This is a genomic window from Prescottella subtropica (genome assembly GCF_005434945.1).
In the GTDB taxonomy this organism is placed as follows: domain Bacteria; phylum Actinomycetota; class Actinomycetes; order Mycobacteriales; family Mycobacteriaceae; genus Prescottella; species Prescottella subtropica.
On the sequence record NZ_SKCH01000017.1, the window covers coordinates 59,994 to 82,539 of the forward strand.

Sequence of the window (22,546 nt, forward strand, 5' to 3'; positions counted from 1 at the left end):
GGCCTGTGTATTCCTACCCCACGTTGATCGGCGAGGTGGACCTGAATGTGGTGTCCGTCGCAATCGATGGACAGGATCTCCCCTACAGTCGGATCTCCCGCCCGGAACAGACTATCGCTCTCCACGAGGTGGAACGCACCAACTGGGAGACGGCACAACTCACACTGAAGGCAGCGATGCCCGAACGTGAACTCGCAGAGGGAGCCTGGACCGACGTGTCGTGCCTCGCGGTTCTCACAGAGAACGCCACGAACGCTCGGAACGCGAGCATCTTGCACCGGGGGCCAGCCGGCGAGTGGACCGGATCGATCGAGTTGTCACACGCGCGGTACGTCCGACGGGCAACTCTGGAGCTCCTGGTCACTGCCACGATCGATGGCATCGGTGGCCGCATCATCGGAAGCACGGATCAGAACTGGTTCGTCGACCTCACCTCGTCCAAACCAGCACGGCAGCGTGACGTCGATATCGTCGAAGAGGACTTCCACAACGGGCCGCTCGCATGGTTGAAGCCGTACAGGGAATCGGCGTGGATCGTCGACACCTCGGCAGACATCCCTCGCGTCTACCTCAACACGACCGCGGCCGAGGGGCTGGTCGACCTACTGAACAGCAGCGGCGGCTCGAGCGAGGCGAAACTGCTCCGCGAGATGGCGGCGAGCCAAATCGCGCAGGACGCATGGACCGCGATGTTCCATTCTGCGGTGAGCAACCTCGACACCGATGAAGACGGCACCCCGCAGATGCCCGGCGGCTGGCGCGATGCAGTCCTCAAAACGATGCTTCCCGACGTGATTCCGGATCGACAGCTGACCGATGCGCTGTACGAAATCGGTCGTCAGCGCCATGACGGTGTCGGCTGGTCCGAGATTCAGACACGCATCCAGTACGCGGCCGGCCGCCGAAGCCGACTCACCCGAAAGCTCACCGCAGCTGTGCGGTCCGTCCATCACACAGAGTCGAAGGGTTAGCGGTGACTCGTACAGTAGAGGTTCCGACGGTGCTGGGTCTGCTCCCCAACTCGGCGGTGACCAAGTATCTCGGGCGTGGCGTACAGGCTGGAATCGAGCGCCCACCGGCTGCGACGCTGGTGAAGGCTTCCGTGATGAAGAACGAAGCGGAATCACGTTGGCGGACACAACCCCTTCGAGAGCTTCTGGACGAGGCGATGAGTCGCTTCGACGGAAAGCGCTCTTCGGCAGATGCCTGGCTCGCGCCACGGATCCACGCAACACTGCGGATGACCCGCCACGAGGCTGCGAACGGGGAACTGTGGAACTTCGTCGCGTTGGCGGTAGCGCCCGACTACGTCGTGTGGCGACACAAGGGAAAAGAAATCGTCCCAGCCGCCCGGTTCAGCGGAGCACACTACACTCAGGCCTTCTCCCGACTCTGGTGGGCTGCGGAGCTCTTCCGCAACGGCAATGACTACGGACCGGTCGAGGTCGCTTGCCGAGTACAGGACATCCTCAACACGACGATGCGCTTGGACGTGATCGATCATCGTCCTACCGCCGCAGCGATCCTCGGAATCATTCGACGTTTACTCGACGACGGCATTCCACACGTCGGCGTCTACGTCAACGCCCTATCCTCTGCCGTGAATACGGCAGGCAGCACTCTGCTCTACGACATACTCGCGCCGGACACGCCCATCGACGACGACGCCTTGCAAGTGTGGATCAATGAAGCTCAAGACATGCCACCGGTGCTGTGGGGAATCCTTCCTGACGGACCAGACGACGGTTCCGTCAGTGATCGATCCGTCGAATCGTTGATTCCCATCTTCGAGGAACTGCTGAAAAATGCGCCCAAGAGGGGGCGTTCACGGCACGCTGCCGACGACACCGACAATGACGAGGATCTGACCTGAACCCAGATCAGCCTGCATATCGGGCCTGTCGTCGTGCCCCATTCCGGGTCTCGCGCCATCTAGAGGACACTGCCCGATCGAGGAATCCGTCTTCGAGGTTCAGATCCAGCGCTGCGGCCAGGACGTGCGCAGCGAGTCTGGGGGGAATCGCGTTCCCGATCTGCTGTGCCACACCGCTTCCCGACCAGGGGTAGTCGTCAGGGAACGTCTGCAGACGGCCGGCCTCCGAGTGTGAGAACCGTGGCAGCTCAATGCCGTCATGAGTGACTACACGGTTCCGGGAAACCTTCCCTGTCACCGTTGCAGCCGGCTCCGCGGACGTGCGCCGTCCCCTGGCACGGGGATCTCCCCCGGAACCGTAGTTCGAGATGACGACGAAGGCGTCCGGGCGACCGAGGGCATCACTCATCGTGTTCCACGGGAGCAGTGCTTGGTCTCCGTCGCCTCGATCGATGCCCTTGCGATAGCCACGGTGAGTCGGTCTCGGCAGTTTCGGTTCGTGGTGGCGGTTCGCGATGAGGATTGCGCGGCGGCGGGTCTGAGGAACACCGAATTGTTCGGTTTTGAGGACCCCGCAATCGACTGCGTAGCCGAGTCCTTCCAGCACCTCACGGTATGCCTCCCAGACGGGCAGAACCGCTGGCACCTGTTCGAGGACCACCGCGTCGTACGGAATACCGAGGTCCTCGGCCTCGAGGATCCAGCGGAGCGGCTGCAGAACCAGCCCGGTCCGTTCGTCGTCCAAACCGGCGACGCACGATTCCACATCTTCGCCGGCCGCGACGCGTTTGACGAACGACAGCACCTCGTCTAGAGCCTTGCGACCGACCCCGGAACCGGCCAGCGTGTACGTCTGGCACGGGGGGCCGCCGGCCAGGATCGTCGCGTCGGGAAAGTCGGCGGGGCCGACACCGCGCACGTCACTGTGTTCGGTGCCCAGTCCTGCTGCTCGCCTGGTGGCGCACGCGTCGGCGTCCCACTCCACACCGTGCACCGTGAGGCCGAGCCAGTGCGCGGCGACGTCGAGCCCACCGGGACCTGCGAAGAGGTCCACCATGTGATGCTGGTTCGGTGTCGTTGCGGGTCGAGTCACGGCCATGGCGTGGAGCATATTGGGTACCTCCGACACCTCTCGGCGCCAGGCCTTATACCTGCGGAAATGCAGACGTGCTATCGCAGCAGACTTGCGATGGCCATGCCGAGCGTCCGTGACAGCGGCGGTGGCATCGCATTGGCGACTTGTCGATACTGCGCGGTCTTCCGACCGGCGAAGCGCCAGGTCTCGGGGAACCCTTGGAGGATCGCGACTTGATCGACAGTCAGTTTGACCATTCCCGACCGTCCCAGGGGCGGGTCCCAGACGAAGTCTGCACCTGGCACCCGGTCGGCAACCGTCCCGCCGTCGACTCCGATCCGTTCCCAGGCCCGTTTGGACCCAGTCGGGCCGAGGTCGGCACCACCTCGTTCCCACGAGCCACCCACCAGAGTGGGCGCCAGCCCGATGGCCTGCGCGACCCACTCTTCTGCTGCCGACCAGCCGCGACGGACCATCGAGTCGTGAAGGGCCTGGCCGACGGTCGACCATTCCGCAGGAGGGCCGTCGGGCAAATCGAGGGCATCGAGCCCGTGAGATTTGGTAGCCACGAGAACGCCATGTTTGCGATCCTGCGGCACCCCGACGTCGGCAGCGTTGACGACAATCCACCGATACGAGTAGCCGAGGTGGGTCAGCTCGATCTCTACATCGCCCCGAAGAGTCGCGTAGGCGTCACTGGTGACGAGATCAGGGACGTTGTCGAGTAGCAGCGCTTTCGGCTGCACGCCGTGCACCAGCATGACCGTCGCCCGCACCAGTTCCTGCTCGATGGCCGACCCACGGGTACGTCCGACCGTTGCCGCAGACTTCAATCGCGGAAGCCCCGCTGCCAATAGATCGACGTCGTAGGTTTGCGGTTCATCGACCGGATCGAAAGCCAACAGATCCATGTCACGGACGTCCCAGCCAGGTCGGTTCGACTGGAGCGTTTCGCACGCAACGGGTCGGTTGTCCAGTAAAAGAACCGGGTCGAAGCCGGCTTGTTCGAGGCCAAGCGCGAGCCCACCACCACCCGCACACACCACAAGCGACGTGAATCGGTTCTTCCTGTCTGCCGCGCTCACTCTGTCCTTGCTTTCCCGAACCCCACGATCCCGGCCCTCGCTCGACGACTGATCAGTTGACACCGAGCACTCCCGCGAGCTGGTCGGCATCGGTCTCGGTTACCCGGTACACCTTGTAGCCCTCGGATCCGAGGCCGCTGTCCCTGTCCGGGTCGTCGTCCTCGACGAGGACGATCTTCCGGTCCTCCCACACCGCCTCGACGGGCCAGTAGTGTCGGCCGATGTCGATGCCGATCACTGGCTTCGGGACTCCGCGCAGTGACAGCTCGAGGAACAGTTCGATCACCGACGGGGATGTGTAGGTGAGGGTTTCACCCCACGGCTCGTTCACTGTCGACTGCACGCCCTCGATCTTCAGCTTCTCGAAGATCGTGAGCGCGCCCGCACGGGACAGTTTGTCGTGGTGCCGGTCGTTGCGGTACGAGCGCAGGCATCCGTAGCACGACGTCTCTTCGCCGCAGTCACATCGGCTGACGCGGGCCACCGCGAACTGGACGACCTGCTGCAGGTTCTCGGCGATCTTCTTCGCGGCACCGGCACCGGCCGGCACGGTGTCGAACAGCACGATGCTGCGTTTGCCGTCCTTACTCCACGACAGGGTGCCGTCGATGTCGTCGCGGCTGATCTCGAGCGCCTCCGACGCTCCTTCGAGGAGCGCGTAGAGAACGGACAGCCAATGTGATTCGGAGTCCTTGTCGTATGCCAGGGCTTCGAACGTGAACTCGGCGACGTCCGTCTCGTAGCGGTGGGCGAGCGAGACGAGGTAGGTCTTGCCCGCGCACGGCTGGTCCGTTGCCGGACGGTTGTGGGCCTTCTTCGACGGCTTCCCGTTCGGGGCCGCCTCCGCCCAACCGCACCATCCGCACAGGTTGAATCCGGCCCCGCCGGCGGTGGAGATGACAGCCATCCGCGCCCGGGTGCCGGCCCGGGCCTGCACGCCGGTGGATTCCCACGTGAACGTGTCGACCACGTCGCCGATGTTCTCGACGTAGGTGGCGCCACCCCATTTGCGTTCCGGTGGTTCGGGTTTGACGTCCTCGACCTTGCGGTCGGCGACGAAGCCGAATTCGGGAACGACGAACGTACGGATCTTGCCGAACTCCTCGTCGCAGCTGGGGCAACGCTCGGAGACGTCGAGGTCGCGGCCGCACTGGAACTGCTCGCAGTTCGGGCACACCCGGTACCGGAGTTCGACGAGTTCGCGCTTCGGCAGCTTGTGCAGTCCGCGGGACGTCCACAGCTTGCCGCCGGCCACCACCTGGTTGCCGGGCGCGTAGTCGTAGACGGCCTGGGAGAGGTCGCGGGACAGTTCAAGTCGGGCGCCCACGTCGCCCTCGCAGTGCGAGGTGCGCAGTTCGACCGTGTCCACCGGGAAGCCGTATTTCGGCAGGATGTTCTTATTCGCCAGGTAGCCGAGGAGCTGACGTTCCTCGATGGTCTTCAGCGTTTTCTGCAGGCGCCCGCCGAGCGCGAGTTTGTCGGTTTCCTTCGCCTCTTGAATGAGATTCCGGAACGTGTCGAGGTCGTTGCGCATGTCCTGTTCCGCGATGGCCAGAAGTTCGCACAGTCGGTCGACCCAGGTGCCGTCGTGGACACCGATGGCGTCGGCCACCACCGACGGGAGGACTTCGAGGACGGCGCTGTGCACCCGGTCCGGGACGGGAGTGAGGAACGTACGCACCTGCGCGGCGGGCGAGTCCTGTCCTTCACTTTCCGGGGAGAAGAAGGCGCCGGCATGCCGCCACACCATTCCGTCCGTCTCGAAGCGGTGCCGGAAGTACGCGGCGAGCGCCACCGAATGTGCGTGCCGACGGCCGATGCGCTCGTTGTCGATGGGGATCCACGGGATGCGCATCTCCCCCGCGATCATCGACTCCGGATTCTGATACTTGGACAGGTCGTGCGAGCTGCGCTTCGCATAGGTGAGCACCAGGGCCGCTGATGCGGCGCGGCGTCCGGCACGACCGGCGCGCTGCACGTAGTTCGCGGTCTTGGGCGGCATGTTCCGCAGTACCACCGACTGCAGGTCGCCGACGTCGACACCGAGCTCGAAGGTGGTCGAGCACGACAGCACGTTGACTTTGCCGTCGATGAAGTCCTTCTGAATCTTCGCTGCCGTCTTCGACTCCCACTGCGCGGTGTGTTCCTGCGCGGACAGCGGCACCGGGTTCATGGTGCGGTACATCGCCCGGTAGTGGTTGGTGTCGTCGCCGACCGCCGGGATCTCGTAGGGCTCGAGGGTGCCGTCGCACGGCCCGTGCGGGCACACACCGCGGACGTTGTTGACGGTCAACCGTCGGCACGACGAGCACTGGTACCAGTCACTGTCGGCGCCGGCTCGGATCCGCAGCTTCTCGTGGTCCACCTGGTACACGTCACCGGCGAACTTGTCGGCCACGAGCGTCACGTAGCCCGCGTCGAGCAGGAACTTCCAGCAACCACCCAACACTTTCGCGGCATCGATGTCGGAGCCGAGTGCTGTAAGCGCCTTCCGCACCAACAGGATCCGATTGTTGGTGGTGCCGGGTCGACCACCGGGCAGCCAGCTGATGATCCGCTTCTTCTGGTCGGAGCCCGTCGAGCGAATCCGGATCTTCGCGTTGCGCGGTTCGAAGATCTCCTGCTTGATGTCGACCTCGTCGAGGAGCGTCATCGCGCCCTGCAAACGCACGGTCTTGAGCAGTTCTTCGAGCAGCGCCCAGCTCTCGTCCTCGGACAGTCCGAGCCCGAGCAGCCCGCGTGGCGGCTCCTCTTTGCGCCCGCGGAGCATCGAGACCCGCATCAGGCCGAGGCCCTCGAGGGACTGCCGCTGATCCATCGCCATCAGCTCGGCCATCGCCCACGGGTTGACGATACGTTCGATCTCGAGCCGGGTGGCCTTCTCCGGGAAGTACTGTGCTCGTTTCGCCTTCCGCATCGCCAGCGCCGCCAGATCCTCCGCGGACAGGTCGTCGTCGCTGTATTTGGGGTCGGTGAGCGCCTCGGTCAGGTAGCGGCGCTCGAGCATCCGTCCGTACGTCTTGTCGAGGTACGGGGCGGCGAATGCGGCGGCCTGGCGGGAGTCGGAGAACATCAACAGTTTCCGGCCCTCACCGATCTCCTCGACGGTGTCGTCCGACGCCGGAGGGAGGTGTTGGTAGAGCGCGGTGGTGATGACGGCCGGTGCCGCGTTGGTGTCGGTGCGCAGCCGGCGCACCACCTGGCGGGCGCGGGCGCCGCATTCGGTGCACTTGCTCATCACCCGGGATGCCTGCGCATGCTCACGCACCCGGAGAACGGGTCCGCCGGGGCACTTCCCCAACTCGCAGGTCCCGACCCCCAGCGCGCCGCAGCCCGTACACAGGTGTCGGGTGCCGGTTGCGGCCACCGAGTCGGCGTCGTCCGACAGGGTGATCTCGTCCTCGTCCACGAGGCCCTGCTCGTCGGCGTCGGTGATGACGAGCCACCGCACCGAGGAGTCGTTCTTGGCCGGGCGGAAGTATTCGAGTCCCTGCTGCCGCACGACGTCACCGGCGAGGTGGACGGCGCCGCAACGCTGGCAGGTGCCGAACTCGAACACGGCCCGGTTCGTGTCGGGGTCCACCTCGTGGCGTCCGAGGAGAACCTTGGGTCCGTCGTCGGTGAACGAGACGTACGAGCCTTCGGTGGCGCGCACGAACATGTGGTAGCGCGCCGACAGGACGGGGTTGCCGCTGCTGTCGTGGACCTTGGATCCGAGTGCGACGAGGGCCTCGATCTTGCGTTCGGCGTCGGCGTCGCCGGGCCACAGCCGGGCCTCGAGATCACGGATCCCGACGGGACCACGAGACAGGTTCGCCTTCAGTTCGGCGACAGTCGTTTCCGCGTGCAGTGCATCGGCTGCGTCACCGCTGGGAACGTGTGCGCCGAGTCCGTCCAGGTCTGCGTCGTCCTCGGCAAAGGCGATCAGGTCGTCGTCGCCGAGGGTCCAGGTGGGCGGTTCACGCCGTTCCTGCCGGGTTGCCGTGACGAGGTCCTGCAGATCGTCGTCGCCGTCGATGTAGTCGAACGGCACGTCGAACAGGTTGTGCGCGAAGGTGACTGCCTCCTGCCCCTGCGTCTCGGGAGTACGTCCGGTCAACGATGCGGAGGTGGCGATGCACTGCAGCTGCCGCCCCTGCGCGACGCGCTCCCGCAGTCGACGCAGCAGCAGCGCGACCTCGGAGCCCTGGGCGCCGTCGTAGACGTGGGCCTCGTCGAGGGCGATGAACTTCCAGGTGCCGGTGTGGTCGCCATCGAATAAGTCGAGGTCGGCGGGCCGCAGCAGCAGGTACTCGAGCATCGCGTAGTTGGTGAGCAGGATGTGCGGCGGCGCGGCCCGCATCTCCTCACGGCTGAGTAGTTCGTTCGGTAGCCGCTCCTGGCCGGGGTTCATGGCCTTGTAGGTGGATTCGGCGGCGTCGGCCGATTCCAGCGTTTCACCGGTGTACCGGCCGAAGGTGATGTCGGGCATCCCCGCCAGCAGCGTGCGCAGACGCTTGAGCTGGTCGTTGGCCAGCGCGTTCATCGGGTACAGCAGCAGGGCCCGCACACCGGGTCCGAGGGTGCCGGCGGCGCGTTCCTCAACGAGCGCGTTGAGGATCGGCAGCAGGAAGCTCTCGGTCTTGCCGGAGCCGGTACCGGTACTGACGACGAGGTTGCGGCCGGACACCACTTTCCGGATCGCGCGTTCCTGATGCCGGTAGAGCGGGCGCCCCATCGGCAATGCCTTGCTGTCGAGCAGCCGGAAATCGGGGTGCAGCACCCCGTCGTCGACCAGGTCGTCGAGTGAGGCGCCCGGCGCGTACGGCGGGGTCAGTTCGAGCAGCGGCCCCTTGGTGAGCAGCGTCGACTCGTCGATGGCGGTGTCGAATGCGGTGGCCAGCTTCGGGTCGCGGGGCGCGAGCAGCGTTTTGAGGTACCGCTTGTAGCTGGCTTCGATACCGGCGCCGGCGGCGAGTGGATCCAAGCGGTCGGTCATGCGTTCTCTCCGATCAGGTCGTTGTGCGCGCGGTAGGTGGCGAGGGCATCGGCAATGAGCAGGTCGTTGGCGACCATCGCCGGGAAGTACTCGGCCATCCGCGCCCAGGCGGTGCGCATGTCGTGGGTCATCGGCGAGTGTTCGAACTCGCCGCGGGAATCGAGGCGTGCCACGGCCGCCAACGTGAGGGACTGCATCGACAGCAGCATCCACGGATATTCGACGACGTCCACGCCGTGCAGCGCCTCGTTGCGGGCCTCGACGAGGTCGTAGAGGCCCGGCGCGACGGCCTTGACCTGACGCAGGGCGCGGCCGACGTGTCCGGACAGTTCGGCGCAGGCCGGGTCCTGGACCCAGCTGGACCGCAGGTGGAAGGCATCTGCCACGGCGCTGGTGCGGGTGTCCTCGTCGAGGAGCGCACCGGGTACGAGTTGGACGGCCTCGAACAGTTCCTGAGTCTGTTCTGCCGACATCGCGTCCATCCTGAGAACTACCTCGTTGAACACTCCTGTCAGAGGAGCCTGAAGCTTCCCCACGCGCAGCAACTCCATCAGCGCACCGCCGCCCTGGTTCTCGAGGTAGGCCAGGGTTTCGGCGCGCTCGGCTGCCACCACCGTGCGTCGTGCATGCAGTGACGGGAGGTCGGAGATCTCGACCATGCAGCCCACCCACGGGTCGGGGTGCAGCTCGTTGTGAGTGTCCCGTGCGGAGTACGGCAGGTTGACGAGCTGGGTACGGATCAGCAGCGCCATCTTCTTCTCCTGCGGAATGGTGCTGCTGCCCAACGCCTCCAGTGCTGCGCGGGGGTTCCGGCCGAGGATGCGGATCAACCCGCCCCGGACCCGTTCGGTATCCGAATCTGCTGTGGCGGCGTCCATCAGTGCCAGTGCCGCCCAGGCTCCCGGAACCGCGTCCGGCGTCAACGGCGCACTGCCGTGCCCGGCGAGGAAACATGCCAGCGCGTCGACGGCCGCGTTCTCGTCCCGCACCCAGCCGTGCTGTGCAACACGCACGGCGGATCGGTCGGGTGAGGTCGGGCGGGTGACGGTGACCCAGGGGTCGTCGACGAAGACCTGGACGATCAGCTCACCGGCGTCACGCAGTGTTTCCGGCAGTGCCGTGCGGTCGCCGTCGATGTCGAGTCGGGTGACGGGTCGCCACGGTGCGGTGGCCGCCCACACCCAGGCGGCGAGGTCGTCCTCGTCGGCGAGGCCGGTGAAGACGAGGTCGCCGCCGTCGAGGTGGATGTTCTCGCAGAGTCGTGCCGGGCGGATGTGCGCGATCGTGACGGTGTGGGTGCCGGTGGCGTCGTCGACGAGGGCGACCAGCCGGCAGGATCCGACGCGTCGGGCGGTGTCGACGAAGCGGCGGGCGTCGAGTTGGAAGACGTTGTCGGCGGGGGTGTCCGGGTACTCGTCCTGGACGGTCTCGCCGGCGGCGTCGATCAGCGCGAGGCTCACTCGGACGTCACCGGGGATGCGGGCGGCGACCACCGCATTCTGTTCGAGGTCCGCGGGCGCGAGTACCTGGGTGGAGGTGCGCCACTGGGCCGGGGCGCCGAGGACGTCGACACGGGCCTCGAAGTGCGGCGGGGTGACGACCAGTTTGTAGGCGTGGCCGCCGGCACTGACTCGGATGTGACTGTCGCGTTCGTCCTCGGCGAACGTGATGCGGTCACGGTCGACGGACAGCGGTGCCGGGCAGGTGATTTCGACGGTGCTGGCGGTGAGTCCGTTGGCGGTCGGCCGCCGGAACGCGACGCCGTGGTCGAGGTCGATACCTTCGGCCAGGAACACGGTGTGCCACTGGCCGGAGCCCATCGGGCCGCTGATGTGGATGTCGTACGACCCGAGCAGCCCGGCCGGGACGCCGTCGAACGGGTCGAGTGACGCCTCTTCGGTGTCGGAGTCCCACTCGGCGTCGGACAGCCAGCTGCGGTCACCGGCTTGACGCGCCCGGACTCTCCAGGTCACGGGCTCGGATCCGATGTGCGGCGGCAGCACGATCTCGGGGCGCTCGCTGCACACGGGCAGCCCGTTGGGTGTGCGCAGGCCGACGACGGGGTCGCCGGGTTCGAATCGTGGTGCTCCCACCGACCGCACACCGCGGATGGTGCCGTTCGGCCGGCCGGCGCGACGGAACTGGATCGAGTTGTGTTCGGTGAGGTCGAGGAATCGTGCGTGCCAGCCCCTCCACCCGGACGGCACGCGGGTGTCGCCGTCGGACTCGAGTTCGGTACCGGTCACGGCGTCGACGACGGTGCCGTCCTTGGGGTGGACTGCCAGCACCAGGCCGCGGGGCAGCGCCGAACTCTTGATCAGTCGGCCGTCCTCGGTGAACAGCAGCATCGGGTCGGTCGTGTCGACGACCGCGATCCGGTAGTTCTCGTCGGATGCATCGTGGGTCATCAGGACTTCGCGTGCCGGGGCGGTGACCGCGATCGGAGTGTGCGGATGTTCGCCGTCCGCGTCGACGCCCCAGCCACGCTCGGCGTAGACGTCGCGGGTGGTGCCGGCGATCGTGACCTTCCACGGGGTGCCCTGCGAGCAGGTGGGGTACGGGACCCCGACCATCACCTGGTCGTCCTCGACCGAGTACGAGATCACCGGCCGGCGACGACGGGGTCCGCGGACGCCGGCGTCGGCGGCCTGCCCGAAGGGGCGGTCACGGAGCCGGTCGATGAGCCCGTCGAGGAGCAGGGTCGGCAGGCCCGTCGTCGACGTCTCGAGAGTCAGGTCGTTCCACGGGTCGGGGTGTTCGAGTGTGAACAGCAGGAACTCGACGATCCGGTCGAGGATGTCGACGGCGATCTCCCCGGCGAGTTGCAGGAAGTTCCGGACCGGGACGTCCACACGGTTAAGCCGGTAGCCCATCCCGGGTTCGAGGAGCCATTCGAGGACGGCAGCGCCGGTGGTGTCCCGCCCCTGATGGACGTGGTCGTGGATGACGTCGACGAGGTCGCTCAAACAATTGACCGGAATTCCGGCATGGAGTGCCATAACCATGACGTACTTGTTGCCGATCAGGAGCTCCGGGAACTCCCGCATCCGATACTTGGCGAGAAGGTCGCGCAGCGAGTGCCGGAGCGCCGCCTCGAATTCGGAATCCGGGTCGAGCCCGATTACTTCCCAGTAACTTTCCCAGAAGCGGCCCTGGTCGTACTCCACGCCGGCGTGTCCGATCAAGGACACCAGCGTCAATGCGGGATACTTCTTGATCACCATCTCGTGGGTCGCGATCCGCAGCTCCGCGTGCGCGATCCGACCGAACAGCTCCTGAGCACGCCGAATGGCGTCCTCATCGAAATTCAGTTCGAAGAAGAGATCGGTCTTCTCAAGTTCCCCCGCCAGGCGGTAGTTCTCATCCTTGGCCTGATCCTTCAGAAACGACGACTGCCCCACTGGCGCCCGTTCCCCCTTGTTGATTAGACGACGAGGTGACTGTGCCACACGACTCCGACAAAAAATGCGAACCCGGCTGAACTGCCCCACCCGAGCAGGCAGGGGCCCGGCAAAGTCGCATAACCCCATGTCAGGCGGCATGAAGTAGATCGATCGGTCGGTGTGGATCACGGCCGTGGTGGCGTAGCGCGCCGGCGATGTTGGTGTGGCCGGCGAGCCGCAGGATGCCGACTACCGTGTTCCGGAGGGTGGCCATCACCTGTGGGCTGTTGCGGGTGCGGACGGCCGAGCGGTCTTCGTCGAACGTGACGTCCCGAACCCAGTGCAGCCGGTTCTCGATGCCCCAATGGCCGCGAATCCATGCCGCGACCTGGGTCGGAGCAGCAGAGGTCATCGGCATCGAGGTGATCAGATAGACCACCTCGACACTCTTGCGACCCTTTCTGGTGACGGTCCGGCGGACCTGCAACACCTGGCAGGCGTGCGGGAAACCGAGGCCGGCATCGACCTCGGTGGCCTTGATCGTGCGGCACTCCCGCCGCCCGTGACCACGACCCTTGCTCGTCGACGAGACCGGAATAGTGTTCCACGGCAACGACTTCAACAACTCCCGCAGAGCACGCTGGTTGTTCTTGACCGTGAACACGTAGTGCCCGCCCCGGCCCACGATGTACTCGGCGGTCGCCCGCTGACAATGCAACGCATCCGCGGTCACGACCACATCGGTCAGATCCAACCCGGCGAGGAGGTCGGTGATCAGTGGGATCTCGTTCGTTTTCGCGCCGACCTCGACCTGCCCGAGGACCACCCCGCTGCTGTGGTCCAATGCGGCGAGCAGATGTGTCAGATGCCCGGCCGCATCCTTCGCGCCGCGCAGAGTCTTGCCGTCGACCGCGATCACCCGGCGGCCGTCGACCACCCGGGTCCGCATCCAGGCCCACACCCCGATGACCTGGTCCAACACTGCGGCGTCGACGCGTCCGAGGGTGCGGCGGATCGTCGATTCCGACGGCGGCCGGCCCTCGATCCCCAGCCTGCCCAACGCTTCCACCGGGGCGTCGTGCACCCATTCCGCGACCGCGGTGAACGATCTCGCGCCGGCACACACCGCCGCCAACGCGGTCGCCAGGATCACCGTCAACCGGTGCCGGACCCCGCGCCGCGCTCGCGGGTCGGGAACCAGGTCGAGGACCTCGAGGATCCCGGTGCCCGGCACCGGAACGGGCATGGGAGAAGATGGGGCTGCGGGCACGACTCGTTCCTGATGACGCGGGAGTAGAGACTTGCATCATCACCGAGACGGTCGTGCCCGCCCCAATCCGCACCCCGATCGTGCGCCATCCCACCTTGAAACCGCAGGTCAGCGGGCATCACTCACGACTTTGCCGAGGCCCTGCCCGAGCAGGGGGCTATTTTGATAGATCCGACCATCCACCTCGAGGAGTTCGCCCCGCATGACCACACCCGTCGACCTCAACGTCGCCCCCGGCTCGATCGTCGTGGTGCGCGACGAGGAGTGGCTGGTGACTTCCGCCGAGCAGGGCAGCGACGGGTGGCTCGTCAAGGCTCGTGGCCTGACGGAGCTGGTGAAGGACACGACGGCGACGTTCTATTCAAGTCTCGACCACATCGAGCCGCAGGATCCGCGGGACGCGGAGGTGGTGGCGGACGGTTCGTCGGGCTACCGCGATTCACGCCTGTGGCTCGAGGCGCTGCTGCGCAAGACGCCGTTCCCGTACGGGGATCAGACGTTGACGGTGTCGACGCAGATGCTCGCCGATTCGCTCGGCTATCAGCGGGCGGCGGTGGCGAAAGCCCTGGACCCGCAGCACATTCGGCCGCGGATTCTGATCGCGGACGCGGTGGGTCTGGGCAAGACCCTCGAGATCGGCATGATCCTGTCGGAGCTGGTGCGCCGCGGGCGCGGCGAGCGGATCCTGATCGTCACCCCGAAGCATGTGCTCGAACAGATGCAGCACGAGTTGTGGTGCCGGTTCGCGTTGCCGTTCGTGCGGCTGGATTCGGCGGGCATCCAGAAGGTGCGGCAGAAGCTGCCGGCCACCCGCAACCCGTTCACGTACTTCAAGCGGGCGATCATCTCGATCGACACCCTCAAGAGTCCCCGCTACAAGGCGCATCTGCAGCGTCAGCACTGGGATGCGGTGGTGATCGACGAGTCGCACAACCTCACCAACGTGGGCACCCAGAACAACGAGCTGGCCCGCGTCCTCGCCCCGAACACCGAGACGTTGATCCTGGCATCGGCGACGCCGCACAACGGGCGGGAGGAGTCGTTCGCGGAGTTGCTGCGGCTGCTCGATCCGACGGCGGTGGCCGCGGACGGCACGTTCACGAAGGACGATGTGGCGCGGCTGCTGATCCGGCGGCACCGGCATCATCCGGAGGTGGCAACTGAGGTGGGCAGCGACTGGGCCGAGCGCGCCGAGCCGGTGCATCTGTTGGTCACCCCCTCCCCCGCGGAAGATGCGGTCGCGCAAGAACTCTCGCAGACGTGGCTGCACCCGCAGTCGGGACGCTCCCCGTATTCGGGGCAGACGAAGGCGCTGTTCCCGTGGACCCTCGCCAAGGCGTTCCTGTCCTCCCCCGCCGCGCTCGCCGAGTCGATCAAGCAGCGCAAGACGAAGCTCGACCCGCACAATCCGGAGCAGGCCGCCGAACTGGCCGCGCTGAGCACCCTGGACGAGCTGAACGCGAAGGCGCTGAACGACGCGGCCGGTAAGCAGGCCGCGCTGGTGCAACGGTTGAAGGACATCGGCGTCGGCAAGAAGTCGACCACCCGCGCGGTGGTGTTCGCCGAACGCGTCGCCACCTTGCGTTGGCTCACCGAACATCTGCCGAAGGCGTTGGGGCTCGAGGCCGAGAACGTGGCGATGCTGCACGGCGGCCTGTCGGATGTGGAGCAGCAGGAGATCGTGGACAGCTTCAAGCTGGAGACGTCCCCGATCCGGGTGTTGGTCACCGGTGATGTGGCATCCGAGGGTGTGAATCTGCACGCGCAGTGCCATCACCTGATCCACTACGACATTCCGTGGTCGCTCATCCGGATCGAGCAGCGCAACGGCCGCGTGGATCGGTACGGGCAGCAGTATCCGCCGGTGATCTCGTCTCTGATCCTGCAGCCGTCGGACCCGGATTTCTCCGGTGATCTGCGGGTGCTGTCGCGGCTGTTGGAGCGGGAGAATCTGGCGCACGGCACGCTCGGTGATGTGGCGTCGCTGATGGGCAAGCATTCGGTGACGGATGAGGAGAACGCGATCCGCGACGTGCTGATCGGCAAGTCCACTCTCGACGAGGAGATCCGCGACGTCGCCGATGTGGCCGCCGGAGACGACCTGGATGCGTTCTTCGCGCAGTTCGATCTGGACGAGACCGCCGACGACGCCCCGGAGGCCGCGCTGCCGCAGGCGCCGCGGCAGAGCCTGTATGCCGACGATCTGACCTTCCTGGACGAGGCACTCAAGGCCGCGTTCCATGATGTGCCGCATGCGACGCCGGAGGCCGGTGGTGTGGGCTGGACGGTTCACACCAATCATGCGGTGGCGGAGTTGACGCCGCCGCGGGATCTGCGGCAGCGGCTCGGCCAGTTGCCGCAGAACTATCTGCAGCACGGCCGGGTTCTCGAACGCCTCACGCTCGCTACGTCCCCGGAGGTCGGTAACGCGCAGCTCGCCGCGGCGAAGGAGGGCAAGGGTGTGGCGGGCACGACGTGGCCGGAGGCCCACTTCCTGGGCCCGCTGCACCCGGTGCTGGACTGGGCAAGCGACCGCGCGCTGAGTGCGTTGGGGCGGAATCAGATCTTCGTGATCCGTGGTGACGTGGATGCGCCGACGGTGCTGCTGATGGGCACGCTGATGAATCGGCGCGGGCAGTTGATCTCGCGGGTGTTCTCCACGGCCGAGTTCCCGAATCCGGCCAACCCCGATTTCTGTTCGGTGACGCCGGTGGAAAGTCTCGATTTCCTCACCACCGACACCGGGCTGCGGCCAGGCTCGTCGAATCCCGGCCCGGTCGCCGACGCCGCCAGCTACCGGCGCCTGGTGCCGACCGCGGTGGACCACGCGACCAAGGCGATGCGGCTGGTGCTCGACACGCAGGAGAGTGCCGCGAACGAGCGACTCGACCGGTGGCGGGCACGCGCCGATCGGTGGCGGGCCGGGGCGAGTGGCCAGTTGGAGTTGTTCTCGGCGCAGAAGCTCAAGGTGGCGAAGCTCCGTTCTCGCGTGAACGAGGAGCAGCGCCTCGCCGAGTCTCTTGCCCCCACCCAGCAGCTGGTGCGTCCGCTGCTGTTGATCGTTCCCACTGATCATGTCGGCTGAACTCGTCTGCGGTGACCTCTCGACGGTCACCCCCTCACACGATATTGTGTACACATCGTTACACAACAGGAGGTTGGCGATGAGCGTGACCGTAGGGGTCCGGGAGTTCCGACAGGATCTTGCCGACTACATCGATCAAACCGAACCGGTGACGGTAACCCGCCACGGGCGCACGGTGGGCGTGTTCATCCCCGTTCATCAGGACCGCAGAGCCGAGCTCACCGCCTACACCGAAGCAGCGAAGAAGGCCGGGGCGTTGCTGGTCGAGTTGGGGGCCACCGAGGATGAGGTCGTCGCCGAGTTCGAGGCACTGCGCAAGGGGGACGGGAGCGCGTGACGCCGCGACGCATCGTCCTCGATGCGAACATTCTGATCCGAGGAGTGCTCGGCGTTCGTGTTCGGGATCTGATCGATCGGTACGGGGAGGAGATCGTGTTCTTCACACCCGAGCTCGCATTTACTGAAGCCGAGAAGCACCTGCCGACCATCGCGACGAAACGCGGCGTCGACCCGTCACCACTGCTGACGGCCCTCCACCGACTCCGCACGGTCGTCGAAGCGGTCGGCTCTGACGTCACGTCCCCGTTGGAGCAGGCCGCCATGGCGCGGATCGGGACGCGCGACCCGATGGACTGGCCGATTGTCGCGGCGGCGCTCGCACTCGACTGCCCCATCTGGACCGAGGATCGCGACTTCTTCGGTGTGGGTGTACCGACGTGGACATCCACCCATGTTGAAATCTATCTGCGCGGTGACTGACCACCCACGCAACGCACCGCTTTCCCCGCGCCCGCGTTGATCCATAGTTGTCGAACTCGGGGCCAAGGCTCCTCACCTGGAAAGGACCCGCAACGTCGTGGCGTCTTTCGATTCCATCGTCATCGGCGAGGACTGGATCAGCGAGCACTACTTCACCACCGATTCGGTGAAGGAGTCGTTCCACGGCAAGGTGCTCGAGCTGCGCAAGGGCTGGGATGCAGAGAAGAAGGCGGGTCGGTCGACGGTCCGCGACGACCTGCTGGCCGCTACCGGGGATCTGCGGACGACGCTGGCCGCGCTGGCGGAGAACCCGGACGCCGCCGACGACGCGCACGCCCTGACCCGGTCCGCGTTCGGCTACCCGGCCGCGCTGTCGACGTTCACTGCGGAGCGCGCCGGCTCCGAGTTGGAGATCCCCGACGCCCAGCTCGACGGCGTCACGGGTGCGCTGTTTCTGCAGGCGGTTCCGGTCGCGTCGATCGAGGATCTCCTCGACCCCGAGACCGGACGCTTGATCACGCCGGCCGTCGAGGACGGCAAGCCGATCGAGTCGGCGTCGAAGGCGGTGTCGGCGGCGTTCCGGTCGGACGCTCCCCCGGCGTTCGTGGTGGTGCAGGCCGGGCAGTGGCTGCTGCTCGCCGAGGCCGAGCGGTGGGCGGAGGGACGGTACCTGGCCGTCGATCTGTTGGTGGTGGCCGAGCGCCGGCACGAGGCGAAGGGCGGCGAGATCGACCGTGTCGCCGCCATGTTCGGCAAGCAGGCGCTGCAGCCGGACGCGGACGGCAACATTTGGTGGGCGGGCGTGCTGGAGGATTCGGTCAAGCACACCGTCGGGGTGTCGAAGGATCTGCGCGAGGGCATCCGGCTGTCCATCGAGATCATCGCCAACGAGGTCGTCCGTCGCCGCGCCACCCAGGGGCTGACGCTGGACAGGATCGACGGGCAGGACCTGGCGAAGCATTCGTTGCGCTTCCTGTACCGAATCCTGTTCCTGCTGTATGCGGAGGCGTCCCCGGAGATGCGGGTGCTGCCGACCGGCGCCGCGGAGTACGAGGAGGGTTATGGCCTGGACCGGCTGCGGGAGCTGACGCTGACGGAACTGGTGTCGGAGCAGTCCCGCACCGGCACCCACCTGTACGAGTCGCTGGCGACGCTGTTCCGGCTCGTCGACAAGGGCCACACCCCCGCCGTCCGCGAGAACGTGGCGAACGATCCGGCGCCGGGCTTGGAGTTCCAGCCGCTGCGCGCCGACCTGTTCTCCCCCGCCTCGACGGCACTGATCGACGAGGTAGGCCTGGGCAACGAGGCCACCCAGCGGATACTCGAGCATCTGCTGCTGTCGAAGGAATCGAAGGGCCGCAAGGGCGCCGAGCGCGGCTTCATCAGTTACGCGGAGCTAGGCATCAACCAGCTGGGCGCGGTGTACGAGGGCCTGATGAGCTACACCGGGTTCTTCGCGGAGGAGGACCTGTACGAGGTCGCGAAGAACGGTGACCCGGAGAAGGGGTCGTGGGTGGTCCCGGTGGACCGCTCCGATCACCTGGACGAGAAGGACTTCGTCCGGACGCTCGACGAGGCAACCGGCGAGGAGAAGCCGGTGCTGCACCGCAAGGACACCTTCGTGTTCCGGCTCGCCGGCCGCGAACGCCAGCAGTCCGCGTCGTACTACACGCCGGAGGTGTTGACGAAGTTCGTGGTCTCGCAGGCTCTGGAGGAGCTGCTGGATCAGGACGGCACGTGGACCGCGCCGGAGCAGATCCTGGAGTTGACGATCTGCGAGCCGGCGCTGGGATCTGGCGCGTTCGCGATCGAGGCGGTCCGCCAGCTCGCCGCCGAGTACCTGAAGCGGCAGCAGGAGGATCTGGGTGAGCTGATCGACGCCGATCAGTACCCGATCGAGCTGCAGAAGGTGAAGGCGCACATCGCGCTGCACCAGGTGTACGGGGTGGACCTCAACGCCACCGCCGTCGAGCTCGCGGAGATCTCGCTGTGGCTGGACACGATGGTGGCGGGCCTGCAAGCCCCGTGGTTCGGGCTGCACCTGCGTCGCGGCAACTCACTGATCGGCGCGCGGCGGTCGGTGTACGCGCCGAGCCTGCTGACGAAGAAGCAGTGGCTGAAGACCCCCGCGAAGGACGTCCCGCTCGGCGAGGAGATCGACGCCGGCATCCACCACTTCCTGCTGCCCTCCGACGGTTGGGGTGCGGTGATCGACACCGCCGAGGCCAAGACGTATGCGCCGGAGAAGCGCGAAGAGTTACGACTGTGGCGCAATGAAATCCGCAAGTCGCCGAGCAAGGCGATGGTGAAGCGCCTGCAGGCGCTTGCGCAGCGGGTGGAGACGTTGTGGGAGTTCACGCTGCGTCGCCTGACGATCGCGGAGTCGGAGATCCGACGCGACATCGACGTGTGGGGGTTGCAGCATGAGGAGCAGCCGCCGGTCGCGGTGACGCGGGAGCAGATCGAACGAGCACTGCATGACGAGAACGGCGCATACCGCCGGCTGCGCCGTGCACTGGATGCATGGTGTTCGCTCTGGTTCTGGCCGCTGACGACGGATATCACTCCCCCCGATTGGGATCAGTGGGTCGGTGGTCTGGAAGCGATTCTGGGTGTGCCACCGAAAGCCGACAAGTTCGAGAAGCTCGGGCAGTTCAGCTTCTCCGGTGACATGGACTGGGAAGAACTCGACAAGGCCGAGGACATCGATCGAGTCTTCGCCCAGGCCTTGCCGATCGAGAAGGCACTCGACGGCTTCCCGTGGCTGACGGTCGCCGCCGGCATCTCTGATACGCAGGGCTTCTTCCACTGGGAGTTGGACTTTGCACCGGTGTTCGCACGCGGCGGGTTCGACCTGCAGGTCGGTAACCCGCCGTGGGTTCGCCCTCGCTCGGATATCAACGCACTCCTTGCGGAGGGTGACCCGTGGTGGCAGCTCGCAATCAAGCCGACGCAGGAGCAGGTCAAGGCCACGCGTGACGTGACGCTCGCGCTACCCGGCATTCGTGACCTCGTTCTGCAAGGAACCGTCGACGTTGCGTCGACGTCGGCCTTTGTGGGTTCAGCGAACGAGTACCCGCTGCTCGCGGGCCTCCAGCCCGATCTCTATCGCTGTTTCATGACGTTGACGTGGCGAAACACCAAACCGACAGGTTCGGTCGGCCTCATCCACCTCGAATCCCACTTCACCGACGAGAAGGCCGGCAGCCTGCGGGCCGAGACCTACCGCAGGCTGCGCCGACACTGGCAGTTCATCAACGAACTTCAGCTGTTTGAGATTCAACATCAGAAGCGCTATGGCGTGAACGTGTACGGCGACAGTCGGCAGCCTGACTTTCGCCAGGCTGCGTCGCTGTACCATCCGGACACCGTGACCCGATCCCTCGAACATGATGGTTCAGGCACCGAGCCCGGCATCAAGGACCTCGACGGCAACTGGGACCTCCGGCCGCACGCCTCACGTATCGTCACCGTCACCCCCGACACACTGAAGTCCTGGCACGCGGTCCTCGAAACCGAAGACATCCCCGTCGCAGAGACGCGAATGGTGTACGCCGTCAACAAGTCAACCGCAGCGGTGCTGGAGAAGCTGGCGAAGGCGCCGCGTTTGTCTGCGCTTGACCTGCAATTCTCGCCAGGATGGCACGAAAAGAACGACCGCACGAAGGGCTTCTTCGACTCGGAGTGGGGCGTGCCGGAATCGTGGGATTCGGTGATCCTGCAGGGATCGCATCTGTCCGTCGGGCGGCCGTTGTACAAGTACCCGAACGAGTCGATGCTCCACAACACGGACTGGACAGAGTGCGATCTCGAAGCGATCGCGCCGGACGAGATTCCCGTGACGTCCTACAAGCCGCGCGGTGACCGGGCACGATACGACGCCGCCTATACCCACTGGAAGACCGAACCAGAAGGCTTGTCCATCTCTGCCCGCGACCACTACCGCCTCGCGTGGCGCAACATGGCCGCAAACACCGGCGAGCGCACCTTCATCCCGGCGATCATCCCTCCGGGGACTGCCCATATCCACGGGATATCATCGGTCGGTCTCCCGGAATCTGACGTAACCCTCACGGTGGTAGGCGGATTCGCAACGTCGCTGCTACATGATTTCGCGGTCAGAGTGGCCCCAAAATCGACGATCTCAGCCGCGACGCTGGATCGCCTACCGTTCGTCGATGATGACGTGCTCCGCCCGATGATCCTGCTGCGGAGCCTGCGCCTGAATTGCGTGACGTCCGCGTACTCGGCGCTATGGCAGTCCTGCTTTGATCCCGGGTTCGCCGACGACGCGTGGACGACTGGCGGGCTCCACTATGAGGGGCGCCCGAAGCTCGGGGCCGTGACCAGCGAGTGGACCCCCGAATCACCTCTTCGACGACCTGCGGCGAGGCGACAAGCAATGTTGGAGCTGGACGTGCTTGTGGCCATCGCCTTGAGGATCGAAGTAGATGAGCTTTGCACGATCTATCGGACTCAGTTCCCGGTACTCTACGGATACGACCGGCGAACCCGGCATTACGACACTGCAGGGAGGCTCGTACCCTCCGACGTCATGGCGCAATGGCGAAGACAACCTGCCGCGTTGCGGGGCGAACCCCTAGCTTTCGCGCACCCCTGCTGGCGGGGTTGCTGTGAACCTCTGGACTCAACTCACCCTGACACGCAGGGGTTCGAGCCGCTTGATCGTGAGGCAGACATGCGGCTGGCATTTCGAGACCTTCAAGAGCGCGTTGTCATACGTCGCTCGAACTCGGCGTAGGCGCAACGCAGATCTTCCTCACGATCCAGGGTCGAGAACGGCAGAGCGTACTCGTAGGTGCGGCCACTACCTGGATGTGTACCGACGAGCTCGCCCGGGGCGTACGTACCGGCGTTCTGCCCGCGCTTCCTCCAATCCGTCTGGACCGAGGTGGGGACTGCCCCCACTTCAGTTGACTCATGGGGTGGAGAGGCTCAAGCCGCGTGTGCGGCCTGATTGATTGTCTCAAACTCGATCGGGGTGAGCTTCCCCAGGCGCCGCTGGCGGCGCTTGCGG

Annotated in this window: 11 protein-coding genes; 6 read left to right on the plus strand and 5 right to left on the minus strand. The window is 65.9% G+C overall.

Annotated elements, in window-relative coordinates:
- The first annotated feature begins 5 nt into the window (after positions 1-5).
- The gene (locus tag E0497_RS14915) at positions 6-971 is read left to right on the plus strand and encodes a hypothetical protein (RefSeq protein ID WP_206663638.1); all 966 of its coding nucleotides are present in this window, start codon (positions 6-8) and stop codon (positions 969-971) included.
- 29 nt (positions 972-1,000) lie between these two features.
- Positions 1,001-1,873 carry a DUF6339 family protein gene (locus E0497_RS14920; protein ID WP_241665899.1) on the plus strand — a complete coding sequence of 291 codons (873 nt, stop codon included), beginning with the start codon at positions 1,001-1,003 and terminating at the stop codon, positions 1,871-1,873.
- A gap of 7 nt (positions 1,874-1,880) precedes the next feature.
- Here E0497_RS14920 and E0497_RS14925 read toward each other — a convergent pair whose 3' ends face one another.
- The 5 genes from E0497_RS14925 to E0497_RS14945 form a co-directional block, all read right to left on the minus strand.
- The gene (locus E0497_RS14925) at positions 1,881-2,984 is read right to left on the minus strand and encodes a DNA cytosine methyltransferase (RefSeq protein WP_338325473.1); all 1,104 of its coding nucleotides are present in this window, start codon (positions 2,982-2,984) and stop codon (positions 1,881-1,883) included.
- A 59-nt stretch (positions 2,985-3,043) separates the two neighbouring features.
- Positions 3,044-4,033 (minus strand): DNA cytosine methyltransferase, encoded by a 990-nt coding sequence (locus E0497_RS14930; RefSeq protein WP_241665900.1) that lies wholly within the window; start codon positions 4,031-4,033, stop codon positions 3,044-3,046.
- A gap of 52 nt (positions 4,034-4,085) precedes the next feature.
- Entirely contained in the window at positions 4,086-9,011 is a 4,926-nt protein-coding gene (locus E0497_RS14935) for a DEAD/DEAH box helicase (protein ID WP_137725584.1), read from the minus strand.
- Entirely contained in the window at positions 9,008-12,412 is a 3,405-nt protein-coding gene (locus tag E0497_RS14940) for a hypothetical protein (protein WP_241665901.1), read from the minus strand. Before E0497_RS14940 ends, E0497_RS14935 begins: the two co-directional genes overlap by 4 nt.
- A 130-nt stretch (positions 12,413-12,542) precedes the next feature.
- Entirely contained in the window at positions 12,543-13,640 is a 1,098-nt protein-coding gene (locus E0497_RS14945; RefSeq protein ID WP_137725585.1) for an ISAs1 family transposase, read from the minus strand.
- Positions 13,641-13,866: 226 nt separating this feature from the next.
- On the opposite strand from E0497_RS14945, the gene E0497_RS14950 reads away from it, so the two are divergent.
- The 4 genes from E0497_RS14950 to E0497_RS14965 all read left to right on the plus strand — a co-directional run bounded on the left by E0497_RS14950 (position 13,867) and on the right by E0497_RS14965 (position 22,270).
- Positions 13,867-16,749 carry a helicase-related protein gene (locus E0497_RS14950; protein WP_137725586.1) on the plus strand — a complete coding sequence of 961 codons (2,883 nt, stop codon included), beginning with the start codon at positions 13,867-13,869 and terminating at the stop codon, positions 16,747-16,749.
- A 79-nt stretch (positions 16,750-16,828) separates the two neighbouring features.
- The gene (locus E0497_RS14955) at positions 16,829-17,086 is read left to right on the plus strand and encodes a type II toxin-antitoxin system Phd/YefM family antitoxin (protein ID WP_137725587.1); all 258 of its coding nucleotides are present in this window, start codon (positions 16,829-16,831) and stop codon (positions 17,084-17,086) included.
- Complete coding sequence (locus E0497_RS14960) at positions 17,083-17,508, plus strand: PIN domain-containing protein (RefSeq protein WP_137725588.1); 426 nt, start codon at positions 17,083-17,085, stop codon at positions 17,506-17,508. Before E0497_RS14955 ends, E0497_RS14960 begins: the two co-directional genes overlap by 4 nt.
- A 97-nt stretch (positions 17,509-17,605) precedes the next feature.
- Positions 17,606-22,270: a DNA methyltransferase gene (locus E0497_RS14965; protein ID WP_137725589.1), complete on the plus strand. Its 4,665-nt coding sequence runs from the start codon at positions 17,606-17,608 to the stop codon at positions 22,268-22,270.
- Positions 22,271-22,546: the final 276 nt, after the last annotated feature.

Coding starts and splice junctions, on each gene's coding strand:
- E0497_RS14945 (WP_137725585.1), bottom strand. CDS start 13,640: ATGCCCGTTCCGGTGCCGGGCACCGGGATCCTCGAGGTCCTCGACCTG.
- E0497_RS14950 (WP_137725586.1), top strand. CDS start 13,867: ATGACCACACCCGTCGACCTCAACGTCGCCCCCGGCTCGATCGTCGTG.
- E0497_RS14935 (WP_137725584.1), bottom strand. CDS start 9,011: ATGACCGACCGCTTGGATCCACTCGCCGCCGGCGCCGGTATCGAAGCC.
- E0497_RS14925 (WP_338325473.1), bottom strand. CDS start 2,984: ATGCTCCACGCCATGGCCGTGACTCGACCCGCAACGACACCGAACCAG.
- E0497_RS14955 (WP_137725587.1), top strand. CDS start 16,829: ATGAGCGTGACCGTAGGGGTCCGGGAGTTCCGACAGGATCTTGCCGAC.